Raw genomic sequence first — 19121 nt, 5'->3', positions numbered from 1 at the left:
CTGACCCCGCCATGACCGCCCCCGCCGTGACCAAGAGCGCCATGACCGACAGCCCCGACGACCTGTTCGAGCGCAACATGGCTGCGCTCCGTCGGCGCTATCCTCATCTTTATGTCCGCATGCGCGCGATCTCTGAGCCGAGCGGCCGGCTCGTCGGCAGCGTCGAGACCGGCGACATCAACATCGACCTCGGCCACACCCTGCTCTATCCGGTGGATGCCAAGACCCATGCCGAGCGGCAGCTCGACGAGTTCCGCCGGAGCCCGCACCGCTTCTTCATGAACCCGCCGATGCACCACCAGGCGCCGGTCAAGCCCTATCACCATGACTACGTCACGTCGGCGCTCTACGAGTTCCTGAAGGGCCGCCAGCTCACCAAGATCCCGACCCTGCCGACACCGGACTCGGGCTTCCTCCTGATCTACGGCATCGGGCTCGGTTTCCACATGCCGGCGCTGTTCGAGGAGATGGACGTGCGCCATTTCATCGTGGCGGAGGAATATCCGGAATTCTTCTATCACGCGCTGCACCTGCACGACTGGGCGGCGATCTTCGACAAGATCGAAGAGCGCGGCCAGACGCTGCATTTCACCTTCAGCAACGAGCCGGAAACGCTTGCCGAATATGTCCATTGGACCATGCGCGGCCGCGGCTTCGGGCTCATCGACGGGTCCTATGCGTTCCGCCACTATTCCTCGCTGGCGCTCGACAAGGCCTACGAGGAATTCCGCGAGAAGCTGCCGCTCCTGCCGATCTCGATCGGCTTCGTCGAGGATGAATGGGTCATGCTGCGCAATTGCGGCACGAACCTGATTCGCAATGAGTTCAAGCTGCTCGACGACCGGCCGCGGCTCGAGAAGAACCTGCCGGCCTTCGTCGTCGGCTCCGGCCCCTCGCTCGACCAGGCGATCGACGCCATCAAGCGGCTCCAGGGCCAGGCGATCATCTTCTCCTGCGGCACCGGCATCCTGCCGCTGCTCAGGAACGGCATCCGCCCGGACTTCCATTGCGAGCTCGAGAACGTCTGGTCGTCCTACGACCACCTGAAGCGGACGTCCGACCAGTTCGGCTTCGAGGGCATCACGCTCATCGGCTCGACCACGGTCTGGCCCGAGATGCCGGGCCTGTTCGACAACAAGGTGTTCTATTTCCGCGACTCGGTCTCGTCGACCGGCCTCTGGGCGCCGGACAAGATCGGGCTGTTCGGCACGGCGCCGACCTGCACCAATCTCGCGATCCGCGCGGCCCTCCTCATGTGCTTCCGCGAGATCTACCTGTTCGGCGTCGACCTGGGCTCGCGCGATGCGGTGAAGCACCATTCGCAGGACGCGATCTATTACAAGGCCGAGGACTGGGGCAAAGGCTACACGTCGAGCCAGGAGGCCATGACGATCGAGATGCCGGCCAATTTCGGCGGCAAGGCCTATACCAACGGCACGCTGCACTGGACGCGCATGATGATGGCGGCCGGCATCGAGCATTTCTCGTTCGCCAAGATCTTCAACTGCTCGGACGGGGTGCAGATCCCGGGCACGCTGCCGAAGCTGCCGCGCACGCTCAAGATCGAAGCACCACCGCACCGCAAGCCGCTGGCACTGCAGCGGATCCGCGCCGAGCTCGTCGACAAGCGGCCGGGCGAAATGGTGCCGACCGGCGATCTGGTTGCGATCGAGGCGAGCTTCACGCGCTGGTATGAAGACATGCTGGCGTTCATCGACGAGGCCGCCGCCACGGAGATGCCGTTCCTCGATTTCTACGAGCGCTCTCTGCCGATGATTGCGGAAAAGGGCGAGAATCCGCACCAGCCGGCGCTGCGCGCGGTCAACGTCGGCTTCCTCATGCTGTGCTTCCAGATCGGCTATTACTTCTACCGCCGCGTCGAGCCGGAACTGCAGGTCGCGACGATGGCGACCTTCCTGGACGCCGTCCGCGCGCGCTTCGAGATCATCCGCCGGGACTGCACGGCGCAGTTCGAGATTCTGCACGCGCTCGCCAAGGATGCGCCCGTCGCGGCCGAGGGCGCAGCGCAGCCGGCTGCCTAAGCCTTCCGATCCCGGCGGCGCGCCGCCGTCAGAGGTAGAGCGCCGGCCGGTAGAGCGCCGGATCGGCCAGGATCGGCGCGAAGGCGGTCTCGAGGAAATCGGCGTAGCGCAGCACACCCTCGTCGGTCCCGACCTCGTCCTGGCGCATTTCCAGGAGCACGTTCGGCAGCCCACGCGGATTGACGTGATGACGCAGCGTGAAGCCGTGCGGATCGCGCGCCGAATAGGGCTCGTTGTCGCCGACCGCAAGGCCGTGCAGCCGCGCGAGATTGGCGATGAGCGGCACGGCGAGGCGCGGGTCGCGGTCCCACAGCACGCCGACATGCCACGGGCGCTCGAGGCCGTTCATGCGGGGCGTGAAGCTGTGCATGGAAATGACGGCCGGCGCCACACCGGCGGCGGCGAACCGGTCGAGCGCCGCGGTGACGGCACCGTGATAGGGCCAGTAGCACGCAGTTGCCCGCGCCTCGATTTGATCTGCACTCAACCCTTGATTGCCAGGAACGGTGATGCCGTCGCTGACCGCCGGCATCGAGGTTGCTTCGCCGAGTGTGCGATTGCAGTCAACCACCAGGCGAGAGAACCCCGATAGCACGGCCGGGGCATCCCATCGCCGCGACAGTTCGTGCGTGAGGGCTGCGGCCCCAATGTCCCAGCCGACATGCTTCGCGAGATCGGCGTCGGCGAGCCCCAGATTATCGAGCGCGTTCGGCACCGCACGGCTTGCATGATCGCACAGCAGCAGCACTTTCGCCCGGCCATAAGGATTGATGACAGTGAAGGGCGACGGGTCGCCCATGCGCAGCAGCGACGCCCGCCCGTCGGCGTCGGACACGGTCGTTTTCTCCGGCATGATGCTGCTTCACCCTCTCTCGGCAGAACCTGGTGCGCCCGCCGCGCTGGGCGCTTTTCCTGCAAGTTCAATAAGACTAGATACAATTGCTTGCAATTGGTTAGCGGCCGATTTGCGATTTCGATGGTAAATTTTACCAACCGTTAACGGCTATGGCCGCTAGTTATGCTCGTAATTTAACCATAGCCTCCCGATCTGCGCGCTGCGGTTTCTTGGCGACATAAGGGAAACGAGTCATCAAGATCGTTCCGCTCCGGAGCGTGACCTTCCTAGTCTGGTTTTCACCGCCCCCCATGGAGCGAGCGTGACGATCGTAGAGCCCGAGATATCGCCGATCCGGCCGGAAGCGATGCGTATGAATCGCATCACGCTGCGCTTCGGTGACGGCGCGCTCGAGGATCGTTTTATCCGCGACAATCTGCGATCAGCACTTACCGTGGTGCGCATGTTCCTCGTCAGCGCCGCCTTCCTTTGCGCGCTGTGCGGGCTCATCGATCCGCTGTCGGCGCCCGACGAATACCATCGGATCTGGGCGATCCGTTTCGGCTTCGTCGTCATGTCGCTTCTGTCGACGGTCGCCCTCACCTACACCCGGATGTTCCTTGTCTACGCCCAGCCCATCCTGACGGCGGCGATGCTGACGTCCGGCGGCGGCATCCTGCTGATGATCGCGATCTCGACGGGACCGGCCAAGGAAACTTACTACGCAGGGTTGGTGCTCGTCGTCATCTACGGCTCGAGCCTGCTCAGGCTCCATCACCTGAACGCGCTCGCAGCGGCGCTCACGCTGTTCGCGACCTATCAGCTGATCGCGCTCGAGATCAACCCGCTGCCGCTGCGCGTGCTGTTCAGCAACGATTTCTTCCTGTCCGTTTCGATTCTGGTCGGCACGCTGTCGAGCTATTTGCAGGAACTCTACGTGCGCCGCAGCTTCGTCCAGCAGGAGATGCTGCTCGAAGGCAAGGCCCGCGCCGAGCGGCTCCACGAGGCGGCCGAGGCGGCGAACAAGGCGAAGAGCGAATTCCTCGGCATCATCAGCCACGAGCTCCGGACACCGCTCAACGCCATTATCGGCTTCTCGGACATGATGCGGCAGCAGATGTTCGGCCCGCTCGGCGGCGAGCGCTACCGGACCTACGCCGCGGACATCCACGACAGCGGCAACCACCTGCTCGGCATCATCAATACGATCCTCGACTTGAGCAAAGCGGAAGCCGGGCGCCTCGGCATCGACGAGGCGGAAATCGACCCGGTCGAGGCGGTGCACAACTGCCTGCCGATGTTCCGCGACGAGGCGGAGCAGGCGGAGATCAGGATCCGCGTGCTGCCGCCGGCGCGGCCCTTCTGCATCGCCGCCGACGAGCGCCTGTGCCGCCAGATCGTCATCAACCTCGTGTCCAACGCGGTCAAGTTCACGCCGCGCGGCGGCAGCGTCACGATCAGCTTCCCGTCCGACGATCTTGGCCGCCGCGGCATCGAGGTGCGCGACACCGGCATCGGCATCGCCGAGAAGGACCTGGAACGGGTGATCCTGCCGTTCGTCCAGGTCGAAAGCTCCCTGAACCGCAATCACGGCGGCACCGGCCTCGGCCTGCCGTTGGTCAAGAAGATCACCGAACTGCACGAGGGCGCCCTCCTGATCGACAGCCGCTTGGGCGTCGGCACGGTGGTGACCGTCTGGTTCCCGAGCCGCCGCATCCTGCCGCCCATCGAGCGGCCGACGATCGAGCGTCAGGTTCCCGGACGCCAGGCCACCGAGCGGCCCCTGATGCGGATCGCCGTCTGATTCCGGTCCCATCGCCCGTTTCGAGCGATGGGACCGGCGCCTCATAAGCCCCGCTTCAGCGGGGCTTGCGCACATAGAGCGTGCAGACCCGGCCGGATGCATCGTCGCGCACGTCGACCTCCGCAGCACCCAGCCCTTTGGCCAACGCTCGCATGTCGTCGTGGCTGCGATAGACCACGGTCCAATCGCAGATGAACTCCATCGGCCAGAAGCAGCTGATGTCGCTGTCCTTGAGGTTGCCGATCATCAGCAGGCCGCCCGGCGCCAGGTGCTCGTAGAGGGCGGCGATGAAGGTCTTGGCCCGCCGCGCCTGGAAATAGTCGACCAGGCCCACGCTGTAGATCAGGTCCTGCGGCGGCAGCTTGCCGAACAGCTCGCCGGTGCGCAGCAGCTGGATGAACGAGGCGTTCAGGCACTGCAGGTTGGCCGTCCCGCCGTGGCGGATCACCGATGGGTAGGTCCGCTCGTAGGCGTAGCTGAGCGCGCCCTGGTCCTGGTCGACCAGCGTGAAGTTCGCCCGGCCCGGCATCATGTCGCGGTCGAGATAGCCGATGACCTCGCGGGCCGAGCCGCAGCCGAGGCTCGCGATATGCGTCACCCGCTCCGGCGCGCGGCGGATCTCCTGGTCGATCGCCTCGCGGACCATGTCGGCTCGCGTTGCGACGCAGGCGGCATTCTCGAGGCCCAGGCGATGCTGCAGCTTCTCGTAGAGCGTGCTGCCGACGCGCTGCCAGTCGTAGACCTGGTTCATGATCTGATAGTCGCCGGGGTAGCCCAGCGGCTTCTCGTAGGACCGGCGCCAGATGGCGCCTGCCATGACCTCGGGCGTCAGCACCCGCTCGGTATAGCGCTTGGTCGCGGCGAGCGCGTCCGGGTCCTGCCGGAGCGGCTCGACCAGCGCGTTGGCGCGCTTCCAGAACGCGTTCCAGGCCGGCACCAGGCGCGCCTCGCACCGATCGAGGAATTCCTGCGCCTCCGGCCCCTCCACATCGCCACCGTTGGCGCGGATACGCGCCTCCGCCCGGTCGGCGATCGTCCGGAACTCGCGGAACATGAACAGGATATCGGACAGGTGGCGCCGGTATTCGCCCGGCACCAGATCGTTCTCGGGCAGGGCTGCCCGGTCGAGTTCGCGCTCCAGCAGCACTTCCTGGTGCCGGGCGACCAGGCGCCGGACGTCGAGGAAGCCGGAGTTGAGCTGTATCGCCATGCGCGCGCCGGCCGACGTCGGCTCGACGCGCCGGACCTCGGCCTCACCCTCGTGCAGGAGCTCGTCGCCGACGCGCAGCCGAACGACCACGCTTGAGCCGAGTGCGGGCGGCTCGCTGTCGTTGGCGCCCACGACCGAGATCCCGGACATGCTGAGATCGTTCAGGACGTGCGACCGGTTGTTGATTTCGACGGTCGGCAACACACGGCCGAACGCCTCCCGGGCTGAAAAGCGCTCGGGGCGATAGAAGATCCGACGTCCTTTGGCACCGGGAAGTTCTTCGTAGGCTCGCATCATGACCTCTGGTTCGGATGTATCGGCTGTCCGACACTCCTTAGCGAGGCCCGTGCCAACGAAGTATGCAGGCGCAACTATCTGATTTATCTAAGATATTCTGGAAGCACGCCCGCTGGGGCCGGCAGTCCCCGCCGCGCGCGAATGGCCGCCCGGCAAATTCTGCCGGCAAAAAAGACTTAAGGAATCAGGCGTTTATCCGACGGGTTGCCGGCCCGCGCCGAGTGCTGCGCCGATCTCGGCCGCCGCGGTCGCGACCAGACGGCCGAGCGGCGCCAGGCGCTCGGTCGTGACCCGCGCGGTCGGGCCCGAGCAGGAAATGGCCGCAACCGGCTCGCCATATTCGTCGAGGATTGATGCCGCGACGCAACGCAGGCCGAGTGCGAACTCCTCGTCGTCGATCGCAAAGCCCTGCGCCGCGATCGGCCGGAGTGCCGCTTCGAGTGCCTCGGCATCGGTCAGCGTGTGCTCAGTATAGCCCGTGAAGTCGATACGCGCGTAGAGCGGCGGCCGCTCCGCCGCATCGAGGGACGCGAGCAGCGCCTTGCCGACACCCGAACAATGCAGCGGTGCCCGGCCGCCCGGACGGGCGAGTGCCCGCATCATCGCGCGGCATTCGATCTGCGCCAGGTAGACGGCATCGGCGCCGTCGAGCACGGCGAGGCTGACCGATTCGCCGGAATCCTCCATCAGCTGCCGCATGACCGGCCGCGCGGCGGCCACGACATTGCGGGTCCTGAGGAATGCGGCGCCGACCGTGAAGGCCTGGACGCCGACGAACCACAGCCCGCGCTCGGCATCGTGGCTGACGTAGCGGCGCTGCTGCAGCGTCTTCAGCAGGCGGTGGGCGGTCGACGGCGCGAGGCCGGTCGCCTTGGCGAGCTCGGTCAAGCCCGCGCCCTGCTCCGCGATCGCGACGGATTCCATGAGGTCGAGCGCGCGTCCGAGCGACTGGACCGCTCCCGAGGCGCCGGCAGCGCCCGCCTGGGGCGGACGGCCGCGCTTGCGCTGCGGCCCGGCGGCGGTCGAGGGCTTGACGATCGGTTGGGGCACATACTTGGCGTCGGGCATGTTTTGGGCTTATTTTCCGTTGCTCGAAAATTTTTCCTTTTTCGCGTGGTTTTGTCGACCTTCATCGACGGCAAATCAGACAAATCAAGAGGCATCGATCGTGAAGGGCGCCCTCGATCCACGAGCTTTCCTTGAAGGATTGTTCCACACGGCCTGCGCGGCCGCCGACCCGATGCAGGTCCTGCCGCGCCATCTGCCCGCCCCGCCGAAAGGCCGCACGATCGTGGTCGGTGCCGGCAAGGCGGCAAGCCGGATGGCGCTCGCCGTCGAGGCCCATTGGCCGGGGCCGCTCGGCGGTCTCGTCGTCACGCGCCATGGCCAGCGCCTGCCGCTCGACCGGATCGAGATCGTCGAGTCGGCCCATCCCGTGCCCGACCAGCATGCGGTCGAGGGGGCGGAGCGCGTGCTGGCCGCGGTCCAGGGCCTGACGCCCGACGACCTGGTGCTGTGCCTCATCTCCGGCGGCGGCTCCGCGCTCATGACGCTGCCGGCGGACGGGCTCAGCCTCGACGACAAGCAGGCGGTGACGCGCGCGCTCCTCAAATCGGGCGCCACGATCGGTGAGATGAATACGGTGCGCAAGCACCTGTCGCGCATCAAGGGCGGCCGGCTTGCGGCCGCGGCCGCCCCGGCGCAGGTCTTGACGCTCGCGATCTCCGACGTGCCGGGCGACGATCCTGCCATCATCGCCTCAGGCCCGACCGTCGCGGATCCCACGACCTTCCTCCATGCGCGCCACGTGATCGAGCGGTACGGCATCGCGCTGCCGCCGGCCGTTGCCCGTCATTTCGAGCGGGCGGAAGACGAATCACCGAAGCCCGGCGACCCGCGGCTCGCCAGCAACCGCTTCACCATGATCGCGACACCGCAGATGGCGCTCGAGGCCGCCGCCGCCGCCGTCAAAAAGGCGCAACGCAATGCCGTTATCCTCGGCGACGCGCTCGAGGGCGAGGCGCGCGAGGTTGCGAAGGTGCATGCGGCCATTGCCAAGTCGATCGCGCACCATGGCCATCCGGCCCAGCCGCCGGCCGTCCTCCTGTCGGGCGGCGAGACGACCGTGACGGTGCGCGGCCAGGGCCGCGGCGGACGCAACGCGGAATTCATGCTGGCGCTCGCCATCGCGCTCGAGGATCACCCCGGGATCTTCGCCATCGCCGGCGATACGGACGGCATCGACGGCACGGAGGACAATGCGGGCGCGATCATCGATCCGACCACGCTCAGCCGCGCCCGGGCGATCGGGCTCGACCCGCAGGCGATGCTCGACAATAACGACGCTTATGGTTTCTTCAAGGCGCTCGGCGATCTGGTCGTCACCGGGCCGACCTATACCAACGTCAACGATTTCCGGGCGATCCTGATCCATTGACCTGATCCGTCCAGCGAAGCCCATTCCCAGAGGATCCGCCTATCGTGAAGCTTACCGTTCGCCGGCAGCGCAGCGCCAAGATCGTTGCGACCCTTGGTCCTGCAAGCTCGACCGACGCCATGATCGAACGCCTGTTCCTGGCCGGCGTCGACGTGTTCCGCCTGAACTTCAGCCACGGCAGCCACGACGACCACCGGGCGAACGTCGACCGCATCCGGCATATCGAGAAGCGCTATTCCCACCCGTTGGGCGTGATGATCGACCTGCAGGGGCCGAAGCTCCGGCTCGGCACGTTCGACCAGGGCCGCGTCAACCTGCCGACCGGCGCCAAGTTCCGCCTCGATCTCGAGCCGACGATCGGCGGCGACAAGCGCTGCACCCTGCCCCATCCCGAGATTTTCCAGGCGATCACTGAGGGCACGGACCTGTTGGTCGACGACGGCAAGGTGCGGCTGCGCGTCGAGCGTTGCGGCGCGGACTTCGCCGAGCTTACCGCCGTGGTGGGCGGCGTGCTGTCGAACCGCAAGGGCGTCAACGTGCCGAACGCCGTGCTGCCGATCTCGGCGCTCACCGAGAAGGACCGCGCCGACCTCGCCTTCGCTCTCGACCAGAGCATCGACTGGGTCGCAATGTCGTTCGTGCAGCGCCCCGAAGACGTAGCCGAGGGCCGCAAGCTGATCGCCGGCCGCGCCGCATTGCTGGCCAAGCTCGAGAAGCCAAGCGCGCTCGAGCACCTGGAGGCGATCGTCGAGCAGTCCGACGGCATCATGGTCGCGCGCGGCGACCTGGGCGTCGAAACCCCGCCCGAGGACGTGCCGATTGCCCAGCGCCGCATCGTCCATGCCTGCCGGCAGGCGGGCAAGCCGGTGATCGTCGCGACCCAGATGCTGGAGAGCATGATCAAGGCGCCGACGCCGACCCGGGCCGAGGCGTCCGACGTCGCGACCGCCGTCTATGAGGGCGCCGACGCGGTCATGCTGTCGGCCGAGACCGCCGCCGGCGACTACCCGGTCGAGGCGGTCGACATGATGAACCGCATCATCACGCGGGTGCACCAGGACCCGCTGTTCCTGGCCCGGCTCGACACGGACCATCCCGCCCTGCAGGAAACCACGTCGGACGCGATCACCGCGGCCGCGCGCCAGGTTGCGAGCACGGTCAAGGCCGCGGCGATCGTGACCTACACCACCTCGGGCTCAACCACGCTGCGCGCCGCGCGCGAGCGGCCGCCCGTGCCGATCCTGTGCCTGACCGCCAGCCCGCAGATCGCCCGGCGCGTCGCCATGGTCTGGGGCGTCCATCCGGTCGTGACCAAGGACGTCTCGACCTTCTCGGACATGGTGCACAAGGCGAGCCGGATCGCCTATGCCCACGGCTTCGCCCAGGAAGGCGCCCGTATCGTCATCACCGCGGGCGTGCCGTTCGGCACCCCCGGCGCCACGAACATCCTGCGCATCGCATGGGTCCAGGCGCCGAACTGAGGCCTGGATCCCGCGGCTTATCGGGATCTCGCCGCTTGATTGAGTGGCGAGCTTTCGCGACGATCGGGCGTCGCGACAGGTTGATGGGCGACGGGGGGATGGCGGTGCGCGCATTCGGCTTTGCCTGCTGGGCGCTCGTGCTGATGCTCTGGTCGATCACGGCCACGGCAGCGGGCGAGCGCGTACTGCACCTGCCGGTGCCGAACGAGATCGAGACGCTCGACCCGCAGCTGCGCACGTGGGCCGCCGAACGGGTCGTCACGACCATGATGCTCGAAGGCCTCACGCGCGAGGACTCGAATGGCGATGCCGTGCCCGGCGCCGCCGCTTCCTGGGACATTTCCGCCGACGGCCGAACCTATCTCTTTCACCTGCGGCCCGAGGCACGCTTCAGCGACGGCCAACCGGTCACGGCGGCCGACTTCGTCTATGCCTTCCGCCGCTACGTCGACCCCAAGACCGGCGGCCGGTCGACAAGCGCCATCGAATCCGTGCTACATGCCCGCGACTGCCTGAGCGGCAAGCTGCCGCCGGAAGCGCTCGGCGTCGCCGTGGTCGACGAGCACACGCTGTCGGTCACCCTGTCGCACCCGCTGCCGTTCTTCCTCAACTGGGCGACGCTCCTGACCCCGCTCGAACGCCAGGTCGTCGAGCGCTGGGGCTCCGCCTGGACGGAGCCCGGCCACATGGTCTCGAACGGGCCGTTCGTGCTGGCCGCCTTCCGCCGCGGCGACGGCATCACGCTGGTCAAGAACCCGGCCTATTGGAACGCCGACCAGATCCGGCTCGACCGCATCGAGCTCATCGTCCAGCCGAGCCGCCAGGCGGCGAAGGAGATGTTCGCCCACGGCGATCTCGACGTGCTGGGCCTGACCGACGAAGAGGTGCGGGACCAGCGAACCCTGATGGGCGACCAGATCAGGATCCAGCCGCTGAACCGTATCGCCTATTACTTCTTCAACATGCGGTCGGGCCCGCTCGCGGAAAGCCACAGCCTGCGCCGCGCGCTTGCGCTGACGTTCGAGCCGGAGGCGATTGCGCGCAAGCTCGCAGCACAGACCGCTGAGCCCGCGAACTCGCTGGTGCCGCGCAGCTTCCCTGCCTATGCCCATCCGCGCCTCGATTTCGCCGCCCGCCCCATGGCGGACCGCCTGATCGAGGCGCGGCGTCTTTATGCCGAGGCCCAGTACGGGCCACAGCACCCGCTCGTCGCGACCCTGCTCGAAGGCAGCTTTGACCGCTGCGCCGCCGTGGCGGGCCTTTGGAAGGCCGCCCTCGGTGCCGAAATCCGCTGTAAAATCATCGACGACGAAGTCGCCCGCTTCACGGCCTACCGCCGGGACGAGTTCGACATTGGTTTCGTCACCGAAAACGCGGCGGCGCCCGATCCGCTCGAACTGCTCGCCGCCTTCCGGGGCACGCCGCTCAACGCAGGCAATCTCGGTCATTACCGAAACGCCGTATTCGACGACCTGCTGCGCCAGGCCGACAATAGCCCCGACTTCCTCGCCCGCGCCGAGAAACTCGCCCGCGCCGAGCGGATCCTGCTCAACGACCTGCCGGCGATCCCGCTCTCCTATGGCCGCGTCGCCTATATCGTCGCACCGCGCGTCAAGGGCTTCCGCATGCTGCCGTCGCGCAGCTTCTACGTCGACGGCGCCAGCGTTGAGTAGGGGATTGGGCGAGTAGCACCCAGTCCCTTACTCAACGCTGGCGCCGGCCGCTGATCCTGCTTGTTCTCGACAGGCGCCGGCAAACCGGCTTTCCTGCCGGCCATGGATTTAGAACTTCCCCAGGACGAGACCTGCCCGCGCTGCCTCAAGGCGACGGCGCTCTGCGTCTGCACCACGATCGAGCCCCTCGCCAACCGGGTGTTCGTGCTGATCCTGCAGCACCCACAGGAGCAGGATCGCGATCTCGGCACGGCGCGGCTTGCCGCCCTGCATTTCCAGAACGCCGCGCTCAAGATCGGCCTCAGCTGGCCGAACCTGTCGAAGGCGCTCGGCCGACCCGTGGCCGACCCCAAACGCTGGGGCGTGCTCTACCTCGGCCCCGCCGCCTTGCCACCCGAGGCGCGCGAGCGCGAACTGGCGGTGCTCGATCGCAAGGGCGCGCTCGGCCCGGCCCAGGGCGAAGCGCTAGCGCAGCTCGACGGCATCGTCCTGCTCGACGGCACCTGGAGCCAGGCCAAGGCGCTCTGGTGGCGCAATGCGTGGCTGCTCAAGCTGCGCCGCCTCGTGATCGAGCCCAAGACGCCGTCGCGCTACGGCAAGCTCAGGAAGGAGCCACGGCGCGAGAGTGTGTCGACGCTGGAAGCGGCCGCCATCGTCATGAGCCGGCTCGAGCATCGGCCGGACCTGCATAGCCGCATGATCCGCAGCTTCGATGCTCTGCTGTCGGCCTATCGGCAGAGTCGCAAGGGGCCGCCGCCCGCCGCTTGACCGTCAGATCGCGCCCGGCACAGCGGACGCCGCGCGGAGGAAGCGCGCCGACAAGGCCTGCCGGGCCGCTGCGAGCGCCGGCCTGAGCTCGGCGATTTCGCGCATCAGGACGTCGTGCTTGGCGGCATCGGGCGTGCCGCACGCCGCCTCGACACGATGCGCCGCGGCCGCCAGCTGCAGTGCGCCGACATTGGACGCGGCCCCCGCGAGGCTATGCGCCTCGCGTTCGAGGCTTGCCTGGTCGCCGGTCGCATGGGATTCCGCGATGCGCTCCAACCGCTGATCCGCGTTGTCGATGAACGCGCGCACCATCGCCGCGAATTTCGGCCCGGCGATCCTCGCTTCGAGGCCGGTCAGCCGGCTTTCGTCCAGGATCGGCACGGCCACGACATCGCCAGATGCATGGGGCGCTTCCGGCACGCCAGACCCATTGTCGATCCATCGGGCGAGGACCATCCGCACCATGGCGAGATCGAACGGCTTCGCCAGGCAATCGTTCATGCCGGCGGCGAGGTAGCGCTCGCGGTCGCCCGGCCTCGTATTTGCCGTCAACGCGAGAATCGGCGTCGTGCGATTCGGCCCTTCTTCGGCGCGCAACCGAAGGGTCGTCCCGATCCCGTCGAGCTGCGGCATCACGACATCCATCAGGATCGCATCGAAGCGATGGAGGGCCGCTTTCTCGAGCGCCTCGAGCCCATCATTCGCGATGGTGACGCGGTAGCCGTCGCTCTCGAGAAGCGCCGAAGCGATCATCTGATTGATCCGGTCTTCCTCGACCAGCAGCAAGGCCGAGCCCGTCTGTACGTCCCTCGCCGTCTCCACCGCCCGCAGCTGCGCCGTCGCCATCCCGACCCGCCCTCTCGTCGCCTCGTCACACGACAGAGGCCAGATACCGCATGATTACCGGAAAATTAACGCCGTGTCCGCTCTTTCGAGAGAAGGCCGAGCACTTTGCAACCTGTTGATTTTACGAGAAGAGTTTGTCCAACGGACGGCTGCACAACCTCTAGGCTCTGACGAGGCCACCCAGCGGTTTCACTGCTGCGCTGTCGGGGAAGACCGCCGTGTCGAGATGGGCCTGCGCCACGCCCAGATGATCACGCAGCACGCCCTTGGCAACCGCACGCAGGTCGGTCGCCATGCGCAGGTCGCGATTCTCCTCGAGCTGGCTCAGGCCCGGCCAGTCGCCGGCGACGCGCCCGCCCCTGACGGCGCCGCCCAAAAGCAGCGCCACCGACGCGGTGCCATGGTCGGTGCCGTTGGTGCCGTTCGGCGCCACCGTCCGGCCGAATTCGGTCATGATCAGCACGACGGTCCGGCCCCAGGCCGGGCCCAGGCTGGTCTTGAGCTGCGCCAACCCGTCGGCGAGGCCCCGCAGGTTGTCGGCGAGCCGGCCCTTGACCGTGCCCTGTCCGACATGGGTGTCCCAGCCGCCCATGTCGATCACCGCCACCCGCGGGCCGTCCGCCGCCGCGAGCAGGCCGCCTGCCGCCTCAGCCATCGGCTTGAAGGCGCCGGGGCCGTAGCCGCCGGCCTTGGCGAAGCGCGGCTTGCCGTCGGCATCCATCATGCCGGAGCCCAACACCTCGTCCGACAGGTTCTGTGCCTTGATGCCGTCGGCAAGCGCCGGGCCCAGGAGCTTGTCGCCGGCATACATCTGAGCGAGGGCGGCGAGCAGCGTCGGGTCGGCCGGCTTGAGGTTCGGCGGTTCCCAGGACGCGACCGCGACGCTGCCGCGCAGCATCAGCGGCACCGCGGGGCCGACCGCGAGCCCCAACCGCCGCTGCCGGTCGCCGCCCTGGATATCGACGAGCGCCCGGTTGAGCCAGCCGCTGGGCGTGCCGTGCCGCTCGACCAGTCCCATTTCCAACAGGTCCTGGGCGTCGAAATGGGACCGCGTATGATAGCCGCCCGCCGTCGCCGGCACGATCAGCAGCTCGCCCGCCGACCACATCGGCTGGATCGACGCGAGCGCCGCGTTGAGCGCGAACGTGCGGTCGAGCGGCAGCATGCCGTCCGGCTGACCCGGCATCGGCAGGGCCAGGTTCGCCCGCCGTTCGGGGTAGCGCGAATCGCCGTAGGGCGGCACGGCGGCGAGCCCGTCGAGCGCACCGCGCAACATGACGACGACCAACCGGTTCTCGGTCGGTGCCGCGGCAAAGGCGATCCGCGGCAAGCCGAGTGCCGCCAAGCCGGCGCTGGCACCGAGCGTGCCGATGAGCCGGCGGCGGCTGATGAGAGTATCGAGCGAGGTCATGGCGGTCACCGACGTTGGAAGGCGGGGCTCGCCAGCAGCATGGCGAGCGCGATCGGACGGCTTTCGGCGCGGGCGATGGCCTGGTGCTGGTCGGCGGCAATCGTGTCGCCCAGCACCGCCTCGGTCAGCACCGCCGGATCGACGTCGTCGCCGACCTGTCCGGCATAGGCCTGGGCCCATTCGACGCGACGCAGCACTGCCTCCGGTCCGACCCACGATGCGGCGTCATCGGGCCAGCCGGCCGGCGACGGCGCCATGTGCAGGCCCTGCCCTAGCCGGTTGAGCCCGTTGATCGCCTGTTCCGGTGTCAGCGGCTTGCCTGTTGCACGGATTGCCGAGGCGACGAAGTCGAACGGCGTCTTGATCTTCTGCAGGTAGCTGCTCCAGGCCTCCGGCTGATCGACAAGCGCCAGGCTCACGGCGCGGAGGTCGCCGCCGGTCTGCATGAACACCTGGGCGAGCCGGTCGACCGCGGCCGGCGGCGGCTGGTCGGTGATGAAATGCTGGGCCAGCTGCCGCGCCACATGCCGGGCGGTCGACGGATGGTTGGCGATGACCCGGATCGCCGCCAGCCCCTCGCCCATGCCCGCTTCCGGATAGCGCCGGCCGAGGAAGATCTTGTCGCCAGGCTCGTGGATCGCCGGCACGAAGCGGAAGCGGCCCGGCTCGTCGACCCGCGGCCCGCCGATCGACCAGCCGGTCAGGATGCGGGCGAGCGCGCGGACGTCCTCCTCGCTGTAACCGCCGTCGACGCCGAGCGTGTGCAGCTCCAGAAGCTCGCGGCCCAGATTCTCGTTCAGCCCGCGCGTGCTGCGCTGGCCGACGCGGGAATCCGGCCCCACCGAAACCCAATTGTCGAGATAGAGGCCCATGGCCGGGTGCTGCACGGCGGCCAGCACCAGATCCTCGAACCGGCCGGCGACATGGGGCCGGATCGCCTCGCGCTCGAAACTGCCGGCGAGCGGCCGCACGATCGGCCGGACGCCCGACACGGTGAAATGGTTGGACCAGAAGCTGACCAGCCGCTCGACAAAGGGCTTGGCGCTGGTCGTAACCGCGTCGAGCTTGGCCGCCGTCTCCTGCAGCACAGCCTGGCGCAGGACGCGCTGTTCCGGCAGCATCTGGTGCCCTTGGGGCTCGCCCGCGGCCGATGGCCGCGGCGACGCCTCGGCCTCGGCCTTGGCCTGCCGACGCTCCTGCCGCAGCTGCTGCAGGGTCACGACCAGCTCGGCCGAGCCCGGCAGCCCGGCGAAACGGGGCAACAGCGGCGCCTGCGGCGCCAATTGCGCCTTGAGCCAGCCGCGCGGATCGGCCGCGAACGCGTGCGTCCCGTCCGGTCCGGCGCCATAGCCGAACCGCGACGCGGCAATGATCGCCTCGTTCATTACAGAACCTCGAAAAGATACGCGCGGCCGATAGTTGTCGAACGGGGCCGCAACTGCGTGATCGGAAGTAATACGCGCGGCCAGACCCCGGCATCCCCTCGGCGCTCACCAGGATTGTCCGGTGGTCCGGCGGAAGTCGGTTGGTATGACCCGGCAAAACGTGGTACATGCCGCCGCTTCCAACCCCAACTAACGATCAGCACAGGACCGGCACCGCCTTGGATCTCTCCGTCGTCATTCCCGTCAAGAACGAGGCCGAGAACCTGGCGCCGCTGATTGCCGAGATCCATGCGGCGCTCGACGGCCTCGTCCAGTACGAGATCGTCTATGTCGACGATGGCTCGACCGACGACAGCGCTGAGCGGCTCGCCCGGATCCAGCGGGACGACCCGGTGCTGCGCCTGGTGCGCCACGCCAAGAGCTGCGGCCAGAGCACGGCGGTCCGCACCGGCGTCAAGGCCGCGCGCGGCCGCTGGGTCGCCACCCTCGACGGCGACGGGCAGAACGATCCGGCCGACATCCCCAGTCTCTGGCGCCTGGCACTCACCGCCGAACCCGGCCGCCCGGCGATCTTCTGCGGCCACCGCGCGAAGCGCCGCGACACGCTCGTAAAGCGGCTCTCCTCGCGCTTCGCCAACGGGTTGCGCTCGCGCCTGCTCGGCGACGCGACGCCCGATACCGGCTGCGGCCTCAAGCTGTTCGCGCGCGCGACCTTCCTCGAGCTGCCCTATTTCGACCACATGCACCGCTACCTGCCGGCACTCGTGCTGCGCGCCGGCGGCACGGTCGTCTCGGTCAAGGTCAACCACCGGCCGCGCGAGCGCGGCAAGTCGAACTACGGCACGCTCGACCGGGCGCTGGTCGGCATCGTCGACTTGTTCGGCTTGATGTGGCTGCAGCGTCGCGCCAAGGTGCCGGTGCTGCTGGACCCGGCGGACCCGCAGGCCTGATGCCGAAGCTCGGGAGCACCCTGCTGCGGATCGCCCTCGTGGCCCTGATCGTCGTGGCCTTCGCGCTGGTCTGGCGCGAGCGCGGTGAGTTCCAGCCGGCGCACCTCAAGGAGCTCATCGCCGGCAATCCTTACGCGCCGCTGATCTTCATCGCGATCCATATCGCAGCGAGCCTGCTGTTCGTGCCGCGCACGCCGCTGTCGATCGCGGCCGGCCTGATGTTCGGGCTGTGGTACGGCACGCTCTGGGCCGTGCTCGGCGCCATGGCCGGCTCGCTCGCGGGCTTCGCGCTCGCGCGCTACGTCAATGCCGGCTGGATCCGGCCCGACCGCCTGCCGAAGCTCGGCGAGCTCCTGGCACGGGTCGAGCGCGGCGGCTGGCGCGCGGTGGCACTCATCCGCCTCGTGCCGATCATGCCGCATACGCCGGTCAACTACGCCTTCGGCCTGTCGCGCATCTCGCTCGGCAATTATCTCGCGGGCTCGCTCGTCGGCCAGCTGCCGATCACGGTGTTCTGCGTCGATGTCGGCTCGGCCGGCGGCCAGGTGCTGACCGGCTCGCTCAACTGGATCGAGCCCACGCTCGTCGGCGTCGGCGCGCTGGCCCTGTCGCTTGTCCTGCCGAAACTCGCGGCCTCACGCCGGGATCAGCCGTGACCGAGGCCAGTCGCTTCGTCTGACGCTGCTATTGGCTGAGCGCCGCCGGCTTCGGCCCGCCGGTCGCCCAGTCCAGGAGCTCGACCGTGTGGACGATCGGCAGGGTCGTGCCGCTCGCGATCTGGGTGATGCAGCCGATGTTGCCGGCGGCGATCAGGTCTGGCGCGGTCGACAGGATGTTCTCGATCTTGCGCGCCTTCAGCCGCTCGGCGATCTCCGGCTGCATCAGGTTGTAGGTGCCGGCCGAGCCGCAGCAGAGATGGCCCTCCGGCACTTCCTTGACCGTGAAGCCGGCCGCCTTGAGCAGCGCCTTGGGCTCGTCGCGGATCTGCTGGCCGTGCTGCAGCGAGCAGGCCGCGTGATAGGCGACGGTAAGGCCGGGCGCGTGCTGCGTCGGAACCTCGAGCCCGAGTTCCGTCATCAGCTCGCTCACGTCCCGGGCCAGCGCCGAGACGGCCGCCGCCTTCTTGGCGTAGACCGGATCGTTGCGCAGCATGAAGCCATAATCCTTGAGCGTCGTGCCGCAGCCGGACGTGTTGACGACGATCGCGTCGAGCCCGTCCTCCTCGATCTCCAGCATCCAGGCGTCGATATTGGCCTTGGCCGCCGCGTGGGACTCTTCGGTGCGGCCCATGTGATGCACGAGCGCGCCGCAGCAGCCGGCACCCGACGCCACCACCACTTCGCAGCCGTGCCGGGTCAAGAGCCGGATCGTCGCCTCGTTGATGCCGGGCGCCAGCACCTGCTGGGCGCACCCGTTCAGGAGCGCCACCCGCTTGCGCCGGAGCCCCTCCGCCGGGAAGACCTGCGGCAGGTCGACGGGCGACGAGGTCGGCAGCGAGCGCGGCGCCAGGCGCAGCATCGCTTTCAACCGTGGCGGCAGCAACGGCGCCAGCGGCCGGGCGAGGCCGGCGCCCAGCAGCGCCAGGCGGAACAGCCATGGCCGCGGCAGCACCAGGGCCAGCACGCGCCGGATCTGCCGGTCGAGCCAGGGCCGCCGGTAGGTCTTCTCGATCCAGGCGCGACCGTGATCGACCAGATGCATGTAGTTCACGCCCGACGGGCAGGTCGTCATGCAGGACAGGCACGAGAGGCAGCGGTCGACATGGCGCACGACCTCCTCGGTCGCGGGCTTGTTCTGCTCCAGCATCCCCTTGATCAGGTAGATGCGGCCGCGCGGGCTGTCGAGCTCGTCGCCCAGCAGCACGTAGGTCGGGCAGGTCGCCGTGCAGAAGCCGCAATGGACGCAGGTGCGCAGGATCTTCTCGGATTCCCGCACGTCCGGGTCGGCGAGCTGGACCAGGGAGAAATTCGTCTGCATCGCGG

Annotated in this window: 15 protein-coding genes; 8 read left to right on the top strand and 7 right to left on the bottom strand. The window is 68.1% G+C overall.

Translation table 11 applies throughout. From position 1 onward, the window contains the following. The first annotated feature begins 11 nt into the window (after nt 1-11). Nucleotides 12-2042: a motility associated factor glycosyltransferase family protein gene (locus IEY58_RS16195; protein WP_189047598.1), complete on the top strand. Its 2031-nt coding sequence runs from the start codon at nt 12-14 to the stop codon at nt 2040-2042. A 28-nt stretch (nt 2043-2070) separates the two neighbouring features. Here the strand turns inward: IEY58_RS16195 and IEY58_RS16190 are convergent, their stop codons facing one another. Then, nucleotides 2071-2895, bottom strand: a complete 825-nt coding sequence (locus IEY58_RS16190; RefSeq protein ID WP_189047596.1) for an N-formylglutamate amidohydrolase — start codon at nt 2893-2895, stop codon at nt 2071-2073. 355 nt (nt 2896-3250) lie between these two features. On the opposite strand from IEY58_RS16190, the gene IEY58_RS16185 reads away from it, so the two are divergent. After that, nucleotides 3251-4681 carry a sensor histidine kinase gene (locus IEY58_RS16185; RefSeq protein ID WP_189047594.1) on the top strand — a complete coding sequence of 477 codons (1431 nt, stop codon included), beginning with the start codon at nt 3251-3253 and terminating at the stop codon, nt 4679-4681. A 55-nt stretch (nt 4682-4736) separates the two neighbouring features. On the opposite strand, the gene IEY58_RS16180 is transcribed toward IEY58_RS16185, so the two are convergent. Together IEY58_RS16180 and IEY58_RS16175 are read right to left on the bottom strand one after the other, a co-directional pair. Next, nucleotides 4737-6188, bottom strand: a complete 1452-nt coding sequence (locus tag IEY58_RS16180) for a PilZ domain-containing protein (RefSeq protein ID WP_189047592.1) — start codon at nt 6186-6188, stop codon at nt 4737-4739. A gap of 192 nt (nt 6189-6380) precedes the next feature. After that, nucleotides 6381-7256 carry an IclR family transcriptional regulator domain-containing protein gene (locus IEY58_RS16175; RefSeq protein WP_189047590.1) on the bottom strand — a complete coding sequence of 292 codons (876 nt, stop codon included), beginning with the start codon at nt 7254-7256 and terminating at the stop codon, nt 6381-6383. 100 nt (nt 7257-7356) lie between these two features. On the opposite strand from IEY58_RS16175, the gene IEY58_RS16170 reads away from it, so the two are divergent. The 4 genes from IEY58_RS16170 to IEY58_RS16155 all read left to right on the top strand — a co-directional run bounded on the left by IEY58_RS16170 (nt 7357) and on the right by IEY58_RS16155 (nt 12547). After that, entirely contained in the window at nt 7357-8625 is a 1269-nt protein-coding gene (locus IEY58_RS16170) for a glycerate kinase type-2 family protein (RefSeq protein WP_268237579.1), read from the top strand. A gap of 44 nt (nt 8626-8669) precedes the next feature. Continuing rightward, the gene (gene pyk / locus IEY58_RS16165; protein WP_189047586.1) at nt 8670-10106 is read left to right on the top strand and encodes a pyruvate kinase; all 1437 of its coding nucleotides are present in this window, start codon (nt 8670-8672) and stop codon (nt 10104-10106) included. A 98-nt stretch (nt 10107-10204) separates the two neighbouring features. After that, nucleotides 10205-11779 (top strand): peptide ABC transporter substrate-binding protein, encoded by a 1575-nt coding sequence (locus IEY58_RS16160; RefSeq protein WP_189047584.1) that lies wholly within the window; start codon nt 10205-10207, stop codon nt 11777-11779. A 102-nt stretch (nt 11780-11881) separates the two neighbouring features. After that, a complete protein-coding gene (locus IEY58_RS16155; protein ID WP_189047582.1) occupies nt 11882-12547 on the top strand; it encodes a tRNA-uridine aminocarboxypropyltransferase in 666 nt (221 codons plus the stop codon). Nucleotides 12548-12550: 3 nt separating this feature from the next. On the opposite strand, the gene IEY58_RS16150 is transcribed toward IEY58_RS16155, so the two are convergent. The 3 genes from IEY58_RS16150 to IEY58_RS16140 all read right to left on the bottom strand — a co-directional run bounded on the left by IEY58_RS16150 (nt 12551) and on the right by IEY58_RS16140 (nt 16189). Further along, nucleotides 12551-13393: a response regulator gene (locus IEY58_RS16150; protein ID WP_189047580.1), complete on the bottom strand. Its 843-nt coding sequence runs from the start codon at nt 13391-13393 to the stop codon at nt 12551-12553. A 160-nt stretch (nt 13394-13553) separates the two neighbouring features. Next, entirely contained in the window at nt 13554-14804 is a 1251-nt protein-coding gene (locus IEY58_RS16145) for a DUF1501 domain-containing protein (RefSeq protein ID WP_189047578.1), read from the bottom strand. A gap of 5 nt (nt 14805-14809) precedes the next feature. Then, nucleotides 14810-16189, bottom strand: a complete 1380-nt coding sequence (locus IEY58_RS16140) for a DUF1800 domain-containing protein (protein WP_189047576.1) — start codon at nt 16187-16189, stop codon at nt 14810-14812. 218 nt (nt 16190-16407) lie between these two features. Between IEY58_RS16140 and IEY58_RS16135 the strand changes: the two genes are divergently transcribed. Together IEY58_RS16135 and IEY58_RS16130 are read left to right on the top strand one after the other, a co-directional pair. Further along, nucleotides 16408-17139, top strand: coding sequence for a glycosyltransferase family 2 protein (locus tag IEY58_RS16135; RefSeq protein WP_456057524.1), 732 nt, complete (start codon nt 16408-16410; stop codon nt 17137-17139). Beyond that, nucleotides 17139-17795, top strand: coding sequence for a TVP38/TMEM64 family protein (locus tag IEY58_RS16130; RefSeq protein WP_189047573.1), 657 nt, complete (start codon nt 17139-17141; stop codon nt 17793-17795). Before IEY58_RS16135 ends, IEY58_RS16130 begins: the two co-directional genes overlap by 1 nt. 28 nt (nt 17796-17823) lie before the next feature. Here the strand turns inward: IEY58_RS16130 and glcF are convergent, their stop codons facing one another. Beyond that, nucleotides 17824-19116 (bottom strand): glycolate oxidase subunit GlcF, encoded by a 1293-nt coding sequence (glcF, locus tag IEY58_RS16125; RefSeq protein ID WP_189047571.1) that lies wholly within the window; start codon nt 19114-19116, stop codon nt 17824-17826. Nucleotides 19117-19121 lie beyond the last annotated feature (5 nt).

Source organism: Aliidongia dinghuensis, from assembly GCF_014643535.1.
GTDB classification, from domain to species: Bacteria; Pseudomonadota; Alphaproteobacteria; order ATCC43930; family CGMCC-115725; genus Aliidongia; species Aliidongia dinghuensis.
The sequence above is the reverse complement of the archived record's forward strand: the minus strand, read 5'-3'. Positions and strand labels throughout refer to the sequence as shown.

What these genes read in the sequence shown, in the direction of transcription:
- glcF (WP_189047571.1), bottom strand. Translation starts at nt 19,116, where the DNA reads ATGCAGACGAATTTCTCCCTGGTCCAGCTCGCCGACCCGGACGTGCGG.
- IEY58_RS16180 (WP_189047592.1), bottom strand. Translation starts at nt 6,188, where the DNA reads ATGATGCGAGCCTACGAAGAACTTCCCGGTGCCAAAGGACGTCGGATC.
- IEY58_RS16155 (WP_189047582.1), top strand. Translation starts at nt 11,882, where the DNA reads ATGGATTTAGAACTTCCCCAGGACGAGACCTGCCCGCGCTGCCTCAAG.
- IEY58_RS16140 (WP_189047576.1), bottom strand. Translation starts at nt 16,189, where the DNA reads ATGAACGAGGCGATCATTGCCGCGTCGCGGTTCGGCTATGGCGCCGGA.
- IEY58_RS16130 (WP_189047573.1), top strand. Translation starts at nt 17,139, where the DNA reads ATGCCGAAGCTCGGGAGCACCCTGCTGCGGATCGCCCTCGTGGCCCTG.
- IEY58_RS16195 (WP_189047598.1), top strand. Translation starts at nt 12, where the DNA reads ATGACCGCCCCCGCCGTGACCAAGAGCGCCATGACCGACAGCCCCGAC.
- IEY58_RS16160 (WP_189047584.1), top strand. Translation starts at nt 10,205, where the DNA reads ATGGCGGTGCGCGCATTCGGCTTTGCCTGCTGGGCGCTCGTGCTGATG.
- IEY58_RS16150 (WP_189047580.1), bottom strand. Translation starts at nt 13,393, where the DNA reads ATGGCGACGGCGCAGCTGCGGGCGGTGGAGACGGCGAGGGACGTACAG.
- IEY58_RS16145 (WP_189047578.1), bottom strand. Translation starts at nt 14,804, where the DNA reads ATGACCTCGCTCGATACTCTCATCAGCCGCCGCCGGCTCATCGGCACG.
- IEY58_RS16185 (WP_189047594.1), top strand. Translation starts at nt 3,251, where the DNA reads ATGAATCGCATCACGCTGCGCTTCGGTGACGGCGCGCTCGAGGATCGT.
- IEY58_RS16190 (WP_189047596.1), bottom strand. Translation starts at nt 2,895, where the DNA reads ATGCCGGAGAAAACGACCGTGTCCGACGCCGACGGGCGGGCGTCGCTG.
- IEY58_RS16175 (WP_189047590.1), bottom strand. Translation starts at nt 7,256, where the DNA reads ATGCCCGACGCCAAGTATGTGCCCCAACCGATCGTCAAGCCCTCGACC.